Origin of the sequence: Shewanella sp. SM20, from assembly GCF_025654545.1 — a bacterium.
Lineage (GTDB): Bacteria > Pseudomonadota > Gammaproteobacteria > Enterobacterales > Shewanellaceae > Shewanella > Shewanella oncorhynchi.
This window is the reverse complement of sequence record NZ_JAKKRK010000005.1, coordinates 77,198-94,262: the sequence shown is the minus strand read 5'-3', so window position 1 is coordinate 94,262 and position 17,065 is coordinate 77,198. Positions and strand designations below refer to the sequence as shown.

At 46.6% G+C, this 17,065-nt stretch carries 19 protein-coding genes; 6 read left to right on the top strand and 13 right to left on the bottom strand.

Features of this window, described 5'->3' with window-relative positions:
- Nucleotides 1–123: 123 nt before the first annotated feature.
- From L5M18_RS03925 to apbC, 9 genes are all read right to left on the bottom strand, one after another.
- Nucleotides 124–912 carry a TatD family hydrolase gene (locus L5M18_RS03925; protein WP_263195989.1) on the bottom strand — a complete coding sequence of 263 codons (789 nt, stop codon included), beginning with the start codon at nucleotides 910–912 and terminating at the stop codon, nucleotides 124–126.
- 133 nt (nucleotides 913–1,045) lie between these two features.
- On the bottom strand, nucleotides 1,046–1,372 hold the full coding sequence (locus L5M18_RS03920; protein ID WP_028759752.1) for a PilZ domain-containing protein: 327 nt from the start codon (nucleotides 1,370–1,372) through the stop codon (nucleotides 1,046–1,048).
- A gap of 6 nt (nucleotides 1,373–1,378) precedes the next feature.
- Nucleotides 1,379–2,335 carry a DNA polymerase III subunit delta' gene (gene holB, locus L5M18_RS03915; protein WP_263195988.1) on the bottom strand — a complete coding sequence of 319 codons (957 nt, stop codon included), beginning with the start codon at nucleotides 2,333–2,335 and terminating at the stop codon, nucleotides 1,379–1,381.
- Nucleotides 2,329–2,955 (bottom strand): dTMP kinase, encoded by a 627-nt coding sequence (tmk, locus tag L5M18_RS03910; RefSeq protein ID WP_028759750.1) that lies wholly within the window; start codon nucleotides 2,953–2,955, stop codon nucleotides 2,329–2,331. Before tmk ends, holB begins: the two co-directional genes overlap by 7 nt.
- 22 nt (nucleotides 2,956–2,977) lie before the next feature.
- Nucleotides 2,978–4,015, bottom strand: a complete 1,038-nt coding sequence (gene mltG / locus L5M18_RS03905; protein WP_263171984.1) for an endolytic transglycosylase MltG — start codon at nucleotides 4,013–4,015, stop codon at nucleotides 2,978–2,980.
- Entirely contained in the window at nucleotides 4,012–4,821 is an 810-nt protein-coding gene (gene pabC / locus L5M18_RS03900; RefSeq protein WP_263195987.1) for an aminodeoxychorismate lyase, read from the bottom strand. Before pabC ends, mltG begins: the two co-directional genes overlap by 4 nt.
- 5 nt (nucleotides 4,822–4,826) lie before the next feature.
- A complete protein-coding gene (gene dcd, locus L5M18_RS03895) occupies nucleotides 4,827–5,408 on the bottom strand; it encodes a dCTP deaminase (protein ID WP_028759747.1) in 582 nt (193 codons plus the stop codon).
- Nucleotides 5,409–5,439: 31 nt separating this feature from the next.
- Nucleotides 5,440–6,078 carry a uridine kinase gene (gene udk, locus L5M18_RS03890; protein WP_028759746.1) on the bottom strand — a complete coding sequence of 213 codons (639 nt, stop codon included), beginning with the start codon at nucleotides 6,076–6,078 and terminating at the stop codon, nucleotides 5,440–5,442.
- Between the two features lie 11 nt (nucleotides 6,079–6,089).
- Nucleotides 6,090–7,205: an iron-sulfur cluster carrier protein ApbC gene (gene apbC, locus L5M18_RS03885; RefSeq protein WP_006086266.1), complete on the bottom strand. Its 1,116-nt coding sequence runs from the start codon at nucleotides 7,203–7,205 to the stop codon at nucleotides 6,090–6,092.
- A 160-nt stretch (nucleotides 7,206–7,365) separates the two neighbouring features.
- Between apbC and metG the strand changes: the two genes are divergently transcribed.
- Nucleotides 7,366–9,435 carry a methionine--tRNA ligase gene (gene metG / locus L5M18_RS03880; protein WP_263195986.1) on the top strand — a complete coding sequence of 690 codons (2,070 nt, stop codon included), beginning with the start codon at nucleotides 7,366–7,368 and terminating at the stop codon, nucleotides 9,433–9,435.
- A gap of 271 nt (nucleotides 9,436–9,706) precedes the next feature.
- On the top strand, nucleotides 9,707–10,663 hold the full coding sequence (locus L5M18_RS03875) for an AEC family transporter (protein WP_263195985.1): 957 nt from the start codon (nucleotides 9,707–9,709) through the stop codon (nucleotides 10,661–10,663).
- A gap of 161 nt (nucleotides 10,664–10,824) precedes the next feature.
- On the opposite strand, the gene L5M18_RS03870 is transcribed toward L5M18_RS03875, so the two are convergent.
- Together L5M18_RS03870 and L5M18_RS03865 are read right to left on the bottom strand one after the other, a co-directional pair.
- Nucleotides 10,825–11,577, bottom strand: coding sequence for a Nif3-like dinuclear metal center hexameric protein (locus L5M18_RS03870; protein ID WP_263195984.1), 753 nt, complete (start codon nucleotides 11,575–11,577; stop codon nucleotides 10,825–10,827).
- Between the two features lie 70 nt (nucleotides 11,578–11,647).
- Nucleotides 11,648–12,118, bottom strand: a complete 471-nt coding sequence (locus L5M18_RS03865) for a glycine zipper 2TM domain-containing protein (protein WP_028759742.1) — start codon at nucleotides 12,116–12,118, stop codon at nucleotides 11,648–11,650.
- 54 nt (nucleotides 12,119–12,172) lie between these two features.
- Here L5M18_RS03865 and aat point away from each other — a divergent pair, with 54 nt between their 5' ends.
- The 3 genes from aat to infA all read left to right on the top strand — a co-directional run bounded on the left by aat (nucleotide 12,173) and on the right by infA (nucleotide 13,884).
- The gene (gene aat, locus L5M18_RS03860) at nucleotides 12,173–12,886 is read left to right on the top strand and encodes a leucyl/phenylalanyl-tRNA--protein transferase (protein ID WP_263195983.1); all 714 of its coding nucleotides are present in this window, start codon (nucleotides 12,173–12,175) and stop codon (nucleotides 12,884–12,886) included.
- Complete coding sequence (locus L5M18_RS03855) at nucleotides 12,873–13,583, top strand: arginyltransferase (RefSeq protein ID WP_263195982.1); 711 nt, start codon at nucleotides 12,873–12,875, stop codon at nucleotides 13,581–13,583. The genes aat and L5M18_RS03855 overlap by 14 nt, the downstream gene beginning before the upstream one ends.
- 82 nt (nucleotides 13,584–13,665) lie before the next feature.
- Nucleotides 13,666–13,884 (top strand): translation initiation factor IF-1, encoded by a 219-nt coding sequence (infA, locus tag L5M18_RS03850; protein WP_006081934.1) that lies wholly within the window; start codon nucleotides 13,666–13,668, stop codon nucleotides 13,882–13,884.
- Between the two features lie 116 nt (nucleotides 13,885–14,000).
- Here the strand turns inward: infA and clpA are convergent, their stop codons facing one another.
- Nucleotides 14,001–16,268 (bottom strand): ATP-dependent Clp protease ATP-binding subunit ClpA, encoded by a 2,268-nt coding sequence (clpA, locus tag L5M18_RS03845; RefSeq protein ID WP_263195981.1) that lies wholly within the window; start codon nucleotides 16,266–16,268, stop codon nucleotides 14,001–14,003.
- Between the two features lie 43 nt (nucleotides 16,269–16,311).
- Nucleotides 16,312–16,620 carry an ATP-dependent Clp protease adapter ClpS gene (clpS, locus tag L5M18_RS03840; RefSeq protein ID WP_006081936.1) on the bottom strand — a complete coding sequence of 103 codons (309 nt, stop codon included), beginning with the start codon at nucleotides 16,618–16,620 and terminating at the stop codon, nucleotides 16,312–16,314.
- Nucleotides 16,621–16,814: 194 nt separating this feature from the next.
- Between clpS and cspD the strand changes: the two genes are divergently transcribed.
- The gene (gene cspD / locus L5M18_RS03835; RefSeq protein ID WP_006081937.1) at nucleotides 16,815–17,021 is read left to right on the top strand and encodes a cold shock domain-containing protein CspD; all 207 of its coding nucleotides are present in this window, start codon (nucleotides 16,815–16,817) and stop codon (nucleotides 17,019–17,021) included.
- Nucleotides 17,022–17,065 lie beyond the last annotated feature (44 nt).

Below are 17,065 nucleotides of genomic sequence, written 5' to 3'. Positions count from 1 at the left end.
GCTTTAATCGTTTTGGGCCTTTTTTTATGCCAATATCTTTGAGCCAGTGCCTTTATGCTTGAGTCTTTTTGCCACGGTGTTGGCAATCACGCAATCGCATAAAGTGATTCAAAGCACTTGCAGCTAACGGCCAACTAAACGCGCTGCATCTTTGAATAAATTAAAGAAGTTATTGCTGGTGTATTCAGCAAGATCTTCGTAACGCTCACCTCTAAGCTCTGCCACAAACTCAGCCACATCGCGCACATAGGCAGGCTGATTCTCTTGTCCACGGTGTGGGATCGGCGCCAAATAAGGCGAGTCCGTTTCAACTAGCAGACGATCCTGAGGCACTTTGCGAATAACGGTTCGCAGATCACCCGCATTTTTAAAAGTGACTATGCCAGAAACCGAAATATAAAAGCCGAGGTCAATCGCCGCTTTCGCCATCTCCCAGTTTTCGGTAAAGCAATGCAGCACGCCGCCGACGTTATCCGCGTTGCCCTGCTTAAGCATATTGATCGTATCTTCACGTGCATCACGGGTATGGACAATTAAAGGTTTATTCACTTCTACCGCAAGGGCAATCTGCTGCTCAAAACATTGCTGTTGCAACAGCTTAGTGTCGTCTGCATAAAAATAATCTAACCCCGTTTCACCAATCGCGACCACTTTAGGATCGGTGGCAAAGCGGCGGATTTGCTCAACATCGAGGCCTTCTTTAACGTCTAATGGATGCACACCCGATGACAAAAATACCTGTTCGAAGGCTGCAACTTTATCTCGCATCAATTCAAATCCTTGCTGGCGTACATTCACGCACAACATATAGTCCACGCCACGGGCTTTAGCATTAGCAAGAATATGTTCTAAGGTTTGTTGATCAGGCGCCGCTTTGAGGCGATCGAGATGGCAGTGTGAATCAATAAGCACAAGGATTTCCAAGCAGAGTAACAAAGGACGACAAGGATACCCAGCCAAGGGATCGAGGTCAAATTCAACAGAAGTAAATAGTCAGTTTAGGCAGTGATCAGACGTTTAAACCAGAGCAATAATGCAGGCTAACCTACATAGTACAGGTTAAATCGCCAGAGGCGAGTTCGCGGGACAGTAACTTTTCGATATGGTGTTTATGGCTATCTGGCTCAGAAATAATTTTAATGCCAATCCCCACAGGGCGGCCACCCGACGCTCCTAAGGGATTAATCCACACCACAACACCACGAAATTCATTAGTGAGAGTTGCGCCAGGTAAACGATACGCAATCGTCAGCGGTTGGCCAAGATAATGACTTTCACTGGTCGCAATAAATAATCCTGCCGGCTTAATAAAAGGCATATAGGCACGATATAACTGATGTAAAGTATCAAAATTAACGACGAGATCTACCATGGCATATTACTTATTTGTTATCTCTCTATATTCTAAGACATAACTTTGACACAGGGCCAGATAATTGACGCTCGGCATTGTGCTTAAGCTATGACACATTCCCATGATCTTAGCCGCCAAATTCCCGAGCTGCGCATGAAGAAACGCATCTTGATGGCTATTTTTCAGTAAAACCTGTCGTATAAGTAGGTACAAAACCTTAAGAACATCAATTATTTGTTGTTCACTTATTATTAACAAACTAGCACACAGATGACCAGACGACAAACTTTGTGCCCAATCTTTGCGAAATTGTAGCAAGGATTGATACCGACTCTGTTGGCTACCCTCAGACTGCAAGCTCTCAGCCAACTTTAACGGCCCACCCACCACACTCAAACACCAAGTTACATCCTCTTGAATACCACATCGCTGGGCAAGCCAGTTTTTGATGACCTCTCGACTAGGAACGACAAAAGGAATGCGTTGACAACGACTGCTAACCGTCGCCATCAAACGTGCAGGCGTATCCGACTGCAAAATCAGTAAGGTGTCTTTACCAGGCTCCTCAAGGGTTTTAAGGAGTGCGTTCGCGGCAGCGGAGTTAAGACGCTCGCTGTGGTGGATAATCGCTACACGCCTGCCACTTTGCTGTGCGGTGGCTGTCAGACGCGTACACAGCTCACGAATTTGATCGACTTTAATTTGATTGCCATCGGCGGCGATATGATAAAAATCAGGATGATTGCCCGCATCATAGAGCTGACAAGACTTACAAAAACCGCACGCGCCCACAGGCGTTGGCTGCAAACACATAGCCGCGCGCGCCATAAACACACTCAGCAACTCACCACCATAGGCTGAATCAATGCCCACGAGTTGTGCGTGAGGTATTTTTTGACGCGCTAATTGCGCTAAAAATGCCTGTCTTGGCCCTTCGAGCCAAGGTAATTGCTCAGCCGTAAATCCGGACTCGGCTACCATACCATCGCCTGAAGCACGGCTAAGATATCTTTGTGCACTTCGGCCATAGTTTGGCTCGCGTCTATAACCACAATACTGTCGTCTTCGCTGGCAAGTTTGAGATATGTAGCGCGTGCTCGCTCAAAGAAATCAATCGCTTGTTGCTCAATTCTATCAAGCTCACCACGTTTAGCTGCACGGGTAAGCCCAAGCTTAGGATCTAAATCTAAGTACAAAGTAAGATCGGGTTTAAATCCCTTTAGTGTTGCAGTGCTCACCGCTTCCACTAACGGCATTAACCCTCGTCCACCACCTTGATAAGCTAATGACGATAGATTATGTCTATCACCCAATACCCATTGTCCTTGCGCAAGCGCGGGCTTTATGACATTAGCAACCAACTGAGCTCTGGCAGCATAAATGAGTAAACACTCGGCCTCATCACACAGGGGATCGTTCGCATCGGCAATCTTAACTAAATCACGGATACGTTCAGCCAATGGTGTACCGCCCGGTTCGCGGGTGCAAATCGGTGCTTTACCCGTATGCTTTTCAATAAAGTCGCGAATAAGGTTAATCGCACTCGACTTACCTGCGCCTTCTAAGCCTTCAATAACGATAAATTTTGCAAAAACTGACATTGGATTTTCTTTCTCTGCATTTTTACTTTGGTGATTTTTCTGGCGTCGCTGGTTTTGTCTTACGCTGATAGACGTCTACAGCATGATTGTGTTCTTCAAGCGTGGTTGAAAACACATGGGTGCCATCGTTGCGCGATACAAAATAAAGGTAACTCACACTGGCGGGCTTAGACACGGCCATCAATGAGGCTTTACTCGGTGCAGCTATCGGCGTTGGCGGCAATCCAAAGATACGATAAGTATTAAAAGGCGTCTCTTCGACTAAATCTTTGCGGGTGATATTACCCTTATAGCGATCACCCATGCCGTAAATAACGGTCGGATCGGTTTGCAGACGCATACCTAGGTTAAGACGATTAACAAATACACCGGCGATTTGCTCACGCTCATGGGCTTGGCCGGTTTCCTTTTCAACTATCGATGCCAAAATCAGCATTTCATAGGGCGATTTTAACGGCAAATTTGGCGCCCGTTCTGCCCACGCTTTGGCAAGCTCCTGCTCCATCATTTTATAGCTTTGAGTCAGCATGACTTTAGCATCCGCCTCGGCGGTATAATGATAAGTGTCGGGGAAGAATTTCCCCTCAGGCAAACCAGAATCATCGCCTTGTGTCATCAATACTGCTGCAAATGCTTCTGGTGACATTTGTAAATGCGGAGCACTGGTAAGTTGTTGTTCCCATTCCACAATAGTTTTACCTTCAACTAAGGTCAAACTGAAGGTTTTTACTTTGCCGGCAATCAAATCATTGAGTAAATCAGTAATCGTTTGTGAAGGTGATATTTCATAAAGTCCCGTGCGAATTTTGGCAAGCTCAGGACGAAACTTAAGTAGCCACTTGAGTTTCCACGTATCTTGAATAACGCCGTCATCGGCAAGTTGCTGCGCCAGTTGATTTACACTGGTGCCACGTTCAACCTTCAACTCTTTAGGCTCGCTGAGACTCAGCGGCGTTTGACTGTATTCGACAACTGTTTGATAGCCCCAAAAGGCACCCAAACAGACTAAGGTTAGCAAGGTCAACAGGGTTGAACTGGCGATAATAATGATTTTTTTCATAGAGTGAGTGAAAGTGTCTGTCTAAGTTGCGCGGTAATCGGAGCTCGGGTGAACTTGAGCGAGTCTATCGCCAGTACATCCACAATCCCTAAAACGCTGTTAGTGATAAACGCTGAGTCAAATTCGATTAAACGCTCGGCGCCAACGGGCAAACATTCGATATTCATGTTCTGTTCAAGCAAGGCCAATATGATCTGTTCGCGCATCACACCCGCCACGCCACACAGGGCTAATGAAGGCGTGATAATGCGATTATCTTTGATAAAAAACACATTCGCCATCGAAGATTCAATCACATTCTCCTCGATATCTTTGACTAACCAGTCATCAAATCCCTGCGGTAAAGAGTGTGATTTAATCAAAACTTGTTCGAGTCGATTTAAATGCTTCATCCCTGCCAACAGAGGCTGCAAACCCAATCGTACCGACGAAGTTTTAAGGCTAATACCCTGTTGCTGCCACTGAGCATAATGGCCGGGGATAGTATGAACTGAGACGATTTCGGTAGGATTAACCGTTTCTGGCGGTGTATAGCCACGGCCACCAGCACCACGGGAAACGATTAACTTAATGCAATGATGAGGATATTCAATGGCTAAGGTATTCAGTTGCTGTTGCAATGCTTCACTCATTTGCCATTGAAATCCAAGCCTTGCGGCGCCTGCGGTTAAACGGGCTTGATGGGCTTCAAAAAACATAATCCCCTCAGCGTCCGTTCGCATCGTTGCAAACAGACCATCACCGTAGGCAAGCCCTCGATCAGAAGGGTCGACACTTGCCTGCGATGCGCCATTCACCCAGAACACGCGTATTAGTCCTGACTGATACGGCTAGCCACCGCTTCTTGCTGATCTTTGTACTTGGCACTCTTACGAGTGTTATAAGGACGTGCAACCGCATGATTTAAGCGTTCAAAGTTAAGCGCACCTATAGTCATGCGTGGACGCAAAGCTAAAGGCAACTTGCCGCTGTTATAAAACTCGAGCACAATTTTACCTTGCCAACCCGGATCGATACGGTGCGCCGTTACGTGTACCATCAGGCCTAAACGCGCTAGAGACGAACGGCCATCAAGCCAACCGACGATGTCGGCAGGTAAGGTTACGCTCTCGTAAGTCACAGCCAAAGCCAATTCGCCAGGATGCAAGAAAAATGCTTCGCCATCGGGGATTTCGATAATCTCACTCATCACCCGATCGAGCGCCGCTTGCATCTCAGCACTTGGACCACTCAAGTCGATAAAAGGCGCGGTATGATCTTTAAAGACGCGAAACTGTCCACCTAAGCGCACATCAACACTGACGCCTGATATAGCTTCTATGCCTGGGCGAGGTTCTATTACGATAGTGCCGTTATCAAGGGCCTGTTCAATTTCGATATCGGTTAAGCGCATCTTGCCTATTACTCCTTGAGTTTTTATGTCGTTATTTTGCCAGTAAATGTTGGATACGAGTCTTTAAAATATCGGTCGCAATACGATTTTTGCCGCCACGGGGAACGATAATATCGGCGTATTGTTTCGAGGGTTCGATAAACTGTAAGAACATAGGACGCACGGTTTTCTTGTACTGTGAAATCACAGACTCCATAGTACGGCCCCGCTCGGCCACATCACGAGTTAAGCGACGTAGGAAACAAATGTCCAGCGGCGTGTCCATAAACACACTCGCGTCCATCAGGGCACGTAACTTAGGATCGGTCAGCAATAAGATACCTTCTAAAATGATCACCTTTTTCGGTGTCATCTTTAAAGTTTCTGCAGTGCGTGTATGTTCTGTATAGCTATAACAAGGGATATCAACAGCTTCGCCAGACTTGAGCAACTGTAAATGCGTGCACAACAATTGATGGTCCAGCGCTTTTGGATGATCGTAATTCGTTAATACCCGTTCATCCATGGATAAATGACTCTGATCGCGATAGTACGCGTCTTCATTAATTACCCCAATTTGATCTGTGCCTAAATCGCGGCGCAATTCGTCAAAAATCGTTTTGGCAATTAAACTTTTGCCCGATGCTGACGCGCCAGCAATTGCAATAATGACACACTGCTGAGAATTCATACCCTTAAACCTTACTCGTCATCTGAAACACTAATAGAAACTGTTTTCTGGCTTTGTTTTAAAGCCAATTCTGCGCCCACTTTACGGGCAATTTCCCGATAAAGAGCTGCGACTTCACTGTCAGGATCGGCAACGACAGTCGGCGCACCATTATCCATGGCTTCACGGATATTGATGTGCAGCGGCAAAGCGCCTAACAGTGGAACTTGATAGCGTTCAGCGATTTTACTGCCGCCGTGAGTTCCAAATGGATGTTCTTTATGACCACACTCAGGACATAAATGGAAACTCATGTTCTCAACAATACCCAGCACAGGAATGTTCACTTTCTGGAACATATTGATGCCCTTCTTGGCATCGGCCAGCGCGATATCCTGCGGTGTAGTCACGATAACGGCGCCGCTCACAGGAACTTTTTGCGATAATGTGAGCTGAATATCCCCTGTGCCTGGTGGCATATCAACGACTAAATAATCCAGTTCTGGCCATTGGGTTTCATTCAGTAACTGGGCTAACGCGCCCGCGGCCATTGGGCCACGCCACACGGCAGCTTCATCACCACTGAGCATAAAACCAATCGACTGCGCGGCAATACCATGGGCACTGGCGGCTGTCATATGTTTGCCATCGGGGGAAAGCGGTCTGAAATTAGGAATACCTAACATCATAGGCACTGACGGGCCGTAAATATCCGCATCGAGAATACCCACCTGCGCACCTTCGGCCGCTAATGCCAAAGCTAAGTTCACCGCTGTGGTTGACTTACCCACGCCGCCCTTACCTGAGGCTACGGCAATCACTTGCTTCACATTGGCAATCGGCGCAATAGAAGATAACGCTGAGTAGGCTTTAGGTTGAAAATCGATTTCACACTCGACTTCATCAATAGCATCGAGCACCGCTAACTTATTCGTCAGCGCCATAACAGTGTCGCGATACTGAGTCATACAAGGGTATGGATAGACTAAGCCAAGCTGCAAACGCTTACCTTCCAATGCCAGCTTATTTACGCATCCTGCGCTCACTAACCCTTTCGCGAGATACGGGTCAACAAATGAATCGAGAATAGCCAGAACTGGCCCGAGAAGATCGTCATTCAGACGATAATCAGTTTGAGTTGAAGACAAAAGAATTACCCCCACCAATAAATTTGCCCAAGTGTACCAGATAATGCAGAAAACATTAGCGCAGATTTAGCTCAATTGGCTCAGGTTTTGATGAAAATCATCCTGTAATCGGTTAGTATCTCTACCAATATTTTTGGCCCACCACGATATTTGAGACAAGATGGCAACTTCACAACGTAAAATTCTCGTGACCAGCGCACTTCCCTATGCAAACGGACCGATACATTTAGGTCACATGCTGGAATACATACAGACAGATATCTGGTCGCGTTATCAAAAGCTTCGTGGACATGAGTGCCACTATATTTGTGCCGATGACGCCCATGGCACGCCAATCATGCTTAAAGCACAGCAATTAGGCATAGCGCCAGAAGACATGATTGCCCAAGTGAACAAAGAACATCAGCATGATTTTGCCGATTTCAATATCGCCTTCGATAACTATCACAGCACCCACAGCGATGAAAACCGCGTACTGGCGAGTGATATTTATCTCAAGCTACGTGCGAACGGCTATATCAAGAGCAAGAGTATTTCTCAGCTGTTCGATCCTGAGAAATCCATGTTCCTGCCAGACCGATTCGTAAAAGGCACTTGTCCTAAGTGTAAGTCACCGGACCAATACGGCGATAACTGTGATGCCTGCGGCGCGACTTACAGCCCAACTGAGCTCATCAATCCAAAATCAGCGGTATCGGGTGCGACACCAGTGATGAAAGACACTGAGCACTTTTTCTTCGACCTGCCCGCCTTCGAAGGCATGCTAAAAGAGTGGACTCGCTCTGGTGCCCTGCAAGTCGAGATGGCCAATAAACTCGACGAATGGTTCGAGCAAGGTCTGCAGCAATGGGATATCACCCGTGATGCACCGTATTTTGGTTTCGAAATTCCCGATGCGCCAGGTAAGTATTTCTACGTTTGGCTAGATGCGCCTATCGGTTATATGGGTTCGTTCAAAAACCTCTGTGACAAACGCCCTGAGCTGAGCTTTGAGGAATTCTGGGGCAAAGATTCAACCGCCGAGGTGTATCACTTCATCGGTAAAGACATAGTCTACTTCCACAGTCTGTTTTGGCCAGCCATGTTACACGGCTCAGGTTACCGCCAGCCAAACAGCGTCTATGCCCACGGCTATGTGACGGTCAACGGCGCTAAGATGTCAAAATCCAAAGGTACTTTCATCAAGGCGCGAACTTATTTAGATCATTTAGATCCTGAATATTTACGTTACTACTACGCCGCCAAACTCAGCAGCCGTATCGACGATTTAGATTTAAATCTCGAAGATTTCGCCCAGCGCGTGAATTCAGACTTAGTCGGTAAGCTAGTGAACTTAGCCTCGCGCACCGCAGGTTTTATCACTAAACGTTTCGATGGCAAGCTCGCGAAAATTAACGACACCACCCTGACTGAAGCGTTTCTAGCCAAGCAAGATGTGATTGCCGAATTTTACGAAGGCCGCGAATACGGCAAAGCAATGCGCGAAATCATGGCACTGGCGGATATTGCTAACGGTTTTGTAGCCGATGCTGCGCCTTGGCAAATGGTGAAACATGACGATCAACAGGAAGCGGCTCATCAAGTGTGTTCAAATGCCTTGAATCTGTTCCGTATTCTAGTGACTTATCTCAAACCTGTATTGCCACGTTTAGCCCAAGATGTGGAAGCCTTTTTCCAACTACCGCTCACTTGGAGTGCATTGAACCAAGATTTAGCGGGTCATGAAATCGCGCCATTCAAAGCCATGATGCAACGTGTTGAGCTGGATAAAGTCAATGCTATGGTTGCCGACTCTAAGGATAACCTGCAAGTCACGGCCGACGCACCAAAGACGGCTGCGCCTGAAAAGACGGTTGAATCATCTAATGTCAGCAGTGAGCCTCTGGTTAACGATCCTATTAGTGAAACCATCAACTTTGATGATTTTGCTAAAATCGACCTGCGTATCGCTCGTATCGTGAAAGCCGAGCATGTTGCTGACGCTGACAAGTTACTGAAGTTGCAGCTCGACATCGGTGGCGAAACACGCCAAGTGTTTGCTGGGATCAAATCGGCTTATTCGCCAGAAGATCTCGAAGGCAAACTAACTGTGATGGTCGCCAACTTAGCGCCACGTAAGATGCGTTTTGGTATGTCAGAAGGCATGGTTTTGGCCGCTGGCCCTGGTGGCAGCGACCTGTGGATTTTAGAACCCCATGAAGGCGCACAGCCTGGCATGCGGGTTAAGTAATCTGCGCTAGATAACGCTCGAAAAATCAATAAGGCCGCATTTTATGTGGCCTTATTTGTTGATATCGATTGTTTGAGCCGATTCGTGGTCGCAAGTGTCACTCAGTCTTTTAAAAGACTGAGTTTAAGCCATTTAATTTTAGCTGAGTGGTTTAAGAGACCGAGTTAAAACTCGTATTTCTATCGACAAGATATTCACGGCAATGTGACATTCATATCAGTAACAAGTCTAAAATCGACGCAGTGCTAAATGAATAATTCGAGGAGTTGTTATGGGAAATATCGTTGAGCAGTTGCTGTTTTCTGCCTCGATTACGGGTCCAATCTGTTTGATGTTGGCACTCGGTGTGATCCTAAAACGCACCCAAATCATCAATGAAAACTTTATTGATGTTGCATCAAAATTAGTCTTTAACGTGACGCTGCCAGCCTTGCTGTTCCTTAGCATTATTAGCTCCAATCACGATCTCGCCTCCAGTGCGCCCTTGATTGGCTATGGTTTAGTGGCCAATTTCCTGTTTTTTATACTCTCCACCTATGCAACTGGGCGGCTATTTCCCAAGCACAAAGACCAAGGTGTGATCATTCAAGGGGGATTTAGAGCCAATACCGCCATTATCGGCTTAGCTTACGTTTCCAACGCCTATGGGAGTTCTGGTGTTGCCTTAGCCGCGGTCTATGTTGCCTCGATGACGCTGCTGTATAACATTCAAGCGGTTATTTGCCTAAGCCCTAAAGGCGAAGAATCCAGCCAACGTGCATTTGGCGTGATCATCAAGACCATCACCAAAAACCCGTTGATCATTGCCATTATGGCAGGCATGTTGTTCTATTTGCTTGCTATTCCAGTACCGAAAATGGTGCTCGATGCGGGACAATACTTTGCCAATATGACCCTGCCATTAGCGCTACTGTGCACTGGCGGTTCGCTCGATGTTGGTTCACTCAAACATGAAAAGCATTCAACTTGGTTCTCGACCGCATTGAAACTGATCTTTGCCCCGCTTTTTATCACTATTGGGGCCTTGCTGTTGGGTTATCGAGGGATTGAATTAGCACTGGTTTTTTTAATGAGTTCTGCACCCACCGCAGCCGCAAGCTATGTGATGGCGCGCGCCATGGGTGGCAATGCGCCCCTTGCGGCCAATATTATTGCGCTAACCACGGTCTGCTCGCTGATCACGTGCACCTTAGGCATCTTTGTATTGTCCACTTTGGAGCTAATCTAGCAGCAGCTAAAGGCTAAGAGCTGATTGCACAATCAGCTAGAGGAACGGATTTTAGTGACGATAAGTAACAATAAAACCACAATAAAAAAGGCGAACCATGCTCGCCTTTCGTTTAGGAATAAAACAGTTAGATGGTCATCATAAGCCGCTTTATGAATGGATTAGACCGGATTGGTGATATCCACAAAATGGTGCACGAGATCAAACTCGCGGGCGAGGTGACGGCCTAAGGCTTGAATGCCAAAACGTTCTGTCGCATGGTGCCCCGCCGCAAAATAATGTATGCCCTGCTCTACCGCACTGTGGAACGTTCGCTCGGACACTTCGCCACTGATAAACGCATCCACACCTAAACTCGCCGCAACATCGATATAATCCTGTGCGCCACCAGTACACCAAGCTACATGTTGGATCTTTGCATCGCCATCACCAATGTGCAGTGGGGCTCTGCCTAACGCATTCTCAAGGGTGTGAGAAAATTCGCTAGCACTTACTGCAAGATCAAGTTTTCCACGCCACAGTAGCCCCTGAGCCACCTCTTCGATGGCTTCTGCGTCGATGATCCCAAGCAGTCTCCCCAAAGTCGCGTTATTACCGAGCATTGGGTGGGCATCTAAGGGTAAATGATACCCAAACAAGCTAATATCATGCTTGAGCAGCGCCTTAATTCGGCGTTGTTTCATGCCTGTGATCACTTCAGGCTCATTCTTCCAAAAAAAGCCGTGATGAACCAATATCGCATCTGCGTTCAATCGAATCGCTTCATCGATCAAGGCCTGACACGCTGTCACGCCCGTGACTAAGGTGTGGATCTCATTCTTGCCTTCTACCTGCAGCCCATTGGGTGCGTAATCCTTAAAGGCCGACACATGTAAAAAATCGGCTAAATATTGGCTTAGTTCTGTCCGTGTCATTGCATTACCGTCCGTTACTCAAGATGACCATTTACTGAAGATGAGCACTTATTCAAGATGAGACAATCGCTTACATCGCGATATCAACACGCACGCCACCTTGCAGGTACACCACTCGAACTCTGTCACCCGCGTTAAACGTCATGCCAGCATCGTAATCTTGGATCACCATGACCTGAGTACCATCTTCTTGATTGATCATCAGTTCCACTAGCTTAAACGATTGCACGCTAGTACCGCTGCCATAACGGTTACCGATACCCCCACCAATCAAGGCACCTAAAATCGTCGCCACATCTCGACCCGAACCGCCACCAAACTGATTACCAATCACCCCACCCGCTAAGGCGCCGCCGAAGGTTTTCCAACCTTGATTACGGTCTTCAATTAACTGGGTTTCGGTGATATTACGTACCGAAGTGATATCGCCATAGAGTACTTTCTCAACTGGCACGGCTTGATTGCGATCATAGCCAGCATTAGCGGGACTGATGATAAAAGCAAAAATAAACATAAAGCTTGCTAGAGTAGGTTTCCACATATCTGAATTTCCGCTAACTTAATAATAAGGTCTATAACTAAATCATACTCAATTGTGAAGTCACTGTCTTTCCTGAATCACGAATTTGACGCTTTTCCTTCGCCCGAGCTCGCCTTAACCGATCCTAATGGTTTATTGGCTATCGGCGGCGACTTACGTCCTGAACGTTTACTCTCTGCTTACTACAACGGTATTTTTCCTTGGTTTAATTCTGACGATCCCATCCTGTGGTGGTCGCCGGATCCCCGCGCCGTGTTTATTCCAGGTGAAATTCACATCAGCACCAGCCTGCGTAAGTACTTAAAAAAGCAACCTTGGCGGATCACTATCAATCACGCTTTCACCGATGTGATGGCGGGATGCGCGCAGCCAAGAGAAAAACAGAGCGGCACTTGGATCACCCAAGAAATTCAAATGGCCTATCGCGAATTGCATCACACAGGTCATGCCCACTCCATTGAAGTGTGGGAAGGTGAACGTTTAATCGGTGGGCTTTACGGCTTAGCGATCGGCCAAGTATTTTGTGGCGAATCCATGTTTCACCGTAAAACCAATGCGTCCAAGGCCGCCGTTGCAGCACTGCAACAACATTTACTCAAGATGGGATTCAAACTCATCGACGCACAAGTGATGAATCCCCACCTAGAAAGTTTGGGAGCTAAAGCTATTAAACGCATTGATTTTATAATGTTACTGAGCGAACTGAGAAACAATCCCGTGGACCCAAATACTTGGGCCACTAAAGAGGTCATCCTTGAACTCGAGTAAAGCATCGATCGCTATCGGTATCAGTCAAATATTTCCCTGCAGCTACCTTGATGGCCAGCAGGAGCAGCTACTCGTCATCCAAGAAGATACGCTCGATCCCATTTTATTTGAGCGTTTGCTCGCGGTAGGTTTTCGTCGCAGTGGTAGCTCTATCTACAAACCACGTTGCCCTAGATGTAGTGCATGCCAACCAATCCGTGTACCAACGCATGAATTTGTCCCATCGAAACGCCAAAAACGCACTTTAGCAAAAAACCAAGATCTGAGTTGGCGTATAACATCGGAGCAAACCGCCGAGCAATATACGCTATATGAACATTACATTCGTGGGCGACATTTTGACGGCCCCATGTTTCCCCCGAGTGAAGATCAATATAATCACTTTCTTTTTTGCCATTGGTTACCGCCAACGTTTATCGAAGTCTATGATGGAAATAAATTATTGGCAGTTGCGGTCACTGATAGTTTGCCCAATAGTCTTTCGGCAATTTACAGCTATTTTGACCCCGACGAAGAACATCGCTCCCTCGGCGCACTGTTAATTTTAATTCAGTGTCGACTGGCGAAACTCATGAATAAAGAATTTGTTTATCTCGGATATCAAATAGATGAAAACCGTAAGATGTCTTACAAGCGTTTGTATCGCCCATATCAAATTCTCACACCGACGGGCTGGGAGTATTCCCAAGTTTGCTAAGTACTTCCCCTTTACAGCGGGGGGAATTTGGGGCATGATACGCCCGTTTTTTATATTCGAAGGCTAATGGGATAATTAATTAATGGCGAAAGAAGACAACATTGAAATGCAAGGCACTATCCTTGAAACCTTGCCAAACACAATGTTTCGTGTAGAGCTTGAAAATGGTCATGTGGTGATAGCCCACATTTCAGGCAAAATGCGTAAAAACTACATCCGGATCCTCACTGGCGATAAAGTTACCGTCCAGCTGACTCCTTATGATCTGACCAAAGGTCGCATTGTCTTCCGCGCACGCTGATATAGCCTCTTAGATTTAAAAACCCGGCAAGGCCGGGTTTTTTTGTTTGCGAAAGATGAAAAAAATGGCTGCAATTGCAGCCATTTTTATGTCTAAAACTAATGGATAATCAAGCGTTAAGCTTTTGTTGTCGCTTTTTCGTGACGTTCGGTACGAATGACAATCTCGCCCTCCTTCACATCCACATGCGCCACTCCGCCGGACTCTAAGACACCAAATAAGATCTCGTCTGCCAATGGACGTTTGATCAATTCGGTCACGACCCGAGCCATTGGACGTGCGCCCATGTTCTTATCGTAGCCTTTCTCGGCCAACAAGGTTCTGGCTTCGTCGCTGACTTCCAAAGTAACGTGTTTTGCATCCAACTGAGCCTGCAATTCCACCAAGAATTTATCGACCACTTTGGCGATAATCGTCATATCCAAATGATTGAACCAAATGATGGAATCGAGACGATTTCGAAATTCTGGCGAAAATACTCGATTAATTTCAGATAATGCATCTTGGGTGTGATCTTGCTGGGTAAAGCCAATAGACTTACGAATAGTCTCCTGTACACCCGCGTTAGTGGTCATCACCAAAGTCACATGTCTGAAGTCCGCCTTACGACCATTGTTATCGGTCAAAGTACCGTGATCCATCACCTGTAACAGCAGGTTATAGACATCACGGTGGGCCTTCTCAATTTCATCCAATAGCACGACACAGTGCGGATTTTTAATCACAGCATCCGTGAGCAAGCCACCTTGGTCATAACCCACATAACCAGGAGGCGCACCAATCAGGCGTGACACTGTATGGCTTTCCATGTACTCAGACATGTCAAAGCGCACCAGTTTCATCCCCAAGCAGTTGGCCAGTTGGTTAGTGACTTCGGTTTTACCCACACCGGTGGGACCGGCGAATAAGAAGCTCCCCACAGGTTTTCTGTCAGCACCTAAGCCACTGCGCGATAAGCGAATGGCCGAACTCAGACTCTCAATGGCCTTATCTTGGCCAAAGACCACCATCTTAAGGTTACGCTCAAGATTACGCAGTAAGTCCTTATCAGTGGCGGATACCGACTTCTCAGGGATACGTGCCATTTTCGCCACAATCGACTCAATCTCGGCCTGGCCTATGGTCTTTTTACGTTTACTCATAGGCAGCATCACCATACGCGCACCCGCTTCATCAATCACATCGATGGCTTTATCGGGTAAATGCCTGTCGTTGATGTGCTTGGCCGACAATACTGCAGCGCTGCTGATCGCGGCCTGAGTATAACGAACCCCATGATATTCTTCGTATTTAGACTTAAGCCCCATCAAAATCTTAGTGGTTTCTTCCACTGAAGGCTCATTGATATCCACCTTTTGGAAACGACGTGCAAGTGCGCGGTCTTTCTCAAAAATACTTTGATATTCTTGGAAAGTAGTCGAGCCCATGCAACGCAAGTTGCCGCTAGATAGCAAAGGTTTCAGTAGATTAGAGGCATCCATTACGCCGCCAGAGGCCGCGCCCGCACCTATAATGGTGTGGATCTCATCGATGAATAGGATGGCATGCTTATCCGCCGCCAGTTCTTTTAACAGGTTCTTAAAGCGTTTTTCAAAGTCACCACGATACTTAGTTCCCGCCAACAGTGAACCTAAATCTAAAGAATACACTGTCGCTTCAAGCATTACATCGGGCACTTGTTTATTGACGATACGATATGCCAACCCTTCGGCAATCGCCGTTTTACCTACACCCGCCTCACCCACTAACAGTGGATTATTTTTACGGCGACGGCACAGGGTTTGAATCGCGCGCTCAATTTCTTGGTCGCGACCAATCAGTGGGTCGATGATCCCTTGCTTTGCAAGTTGATTTAAGTTGGACGCAAATTGCGACAACATACTGCGCTCTTCGCTGCCTTCGCCCTGATCTTCAACACGTTCTTGATCTTGATGTGACTCAGCATCATCATTTTTGGCGAAACCATGGGAAATAAAATTCACTACATTGAGGCGACTAATGTCGCAGCGGCGCAGTAAATACACAGCTTGGGATTCTTGCTCACTGAAAATGGCGACTAACACGTTAGCGCCGTTCACTTCATTGCGACCCGATGACTGCACATGGAATACTGCCCGTTGCAGCACTCGCTGGAACCCAAGCGTCGGCTGAGTTTCTTTGTCATCATCAATATCGGCAATGATTGGGGTTGTTTGTTGGATAAAGCTTGCCACTTCATCTCTGAGTTTATCTAGATTCGCTCCACAGGCGATTAACGCTTCTTGAGCCGCAGGATTGTCGATCAGAGCTAATAACAGATGTTCCACTGTCATATACTCGTGACGCGCGTCTCTGGCTTGCTGAAACGCCAGATTTAAGGTGACTTCCAGATCTTTGTTCAGCATAAGCACCCCCAAAATTAACAACAGACTACAGAGTAAAGCAGTTTTATGCTTTCTCTAACGAACACAGTAACGGATGTTGGTTTTGTCTTGCAAATTGATTTACTTGTATCACCTTAGTTTCTGCAATCCCAAACGGGAAAATACCGCAAATCCCTTTTCCTTGGTGATGGATCGTCAACATGATATCGGTCGCTTCCTGCTCGTTCTTGCGAAAGAAAACCTGCAAAACTTCAATCACAAAATCCATTGGGGTGTAATCATCATTATTGAGTACCACCTTATACATCGAAGGCGGCATTAACTCTGATTCGACACGTTCTTCAACGTGTTCAATATTTCCTATCTTTGCCATTTTTTAATACTAGCCTCTCGTGTTGGCCTCTTCCAATTGATCCGTTCAAATTAATCAGTTGTTACCCCTTTGTTAATTTTAGCTTGACTTCCGCATTTACTCCTTACATTCTGTTGTGCAGACGGTGAACGAATACCCGTCTATACAGGTTTTACTATCTTACTGGTAAGTAGACAACAGAAGGAAGTGGAAGTATGGCAAGCGGAACTGTTAAATGGTTCAACAACGCCAAAGGATTCGGGTTTATTTGCCCTGATCAAGGTGGTGAGGACGTTTTTGCACACTATTCTACCATTGAAATGGAAGGCTATCGAACTCTAAAAGCAGGCCAACCCGTTCAATTTGAAGTAGAAGCCGGTCCAAAAGGGATGCACGCTTCAGCCATTTCACCAACAAAATAACGTTTGGTGAGGCCAATGATCTAAAAGGCAGGGACTTGTCCCTG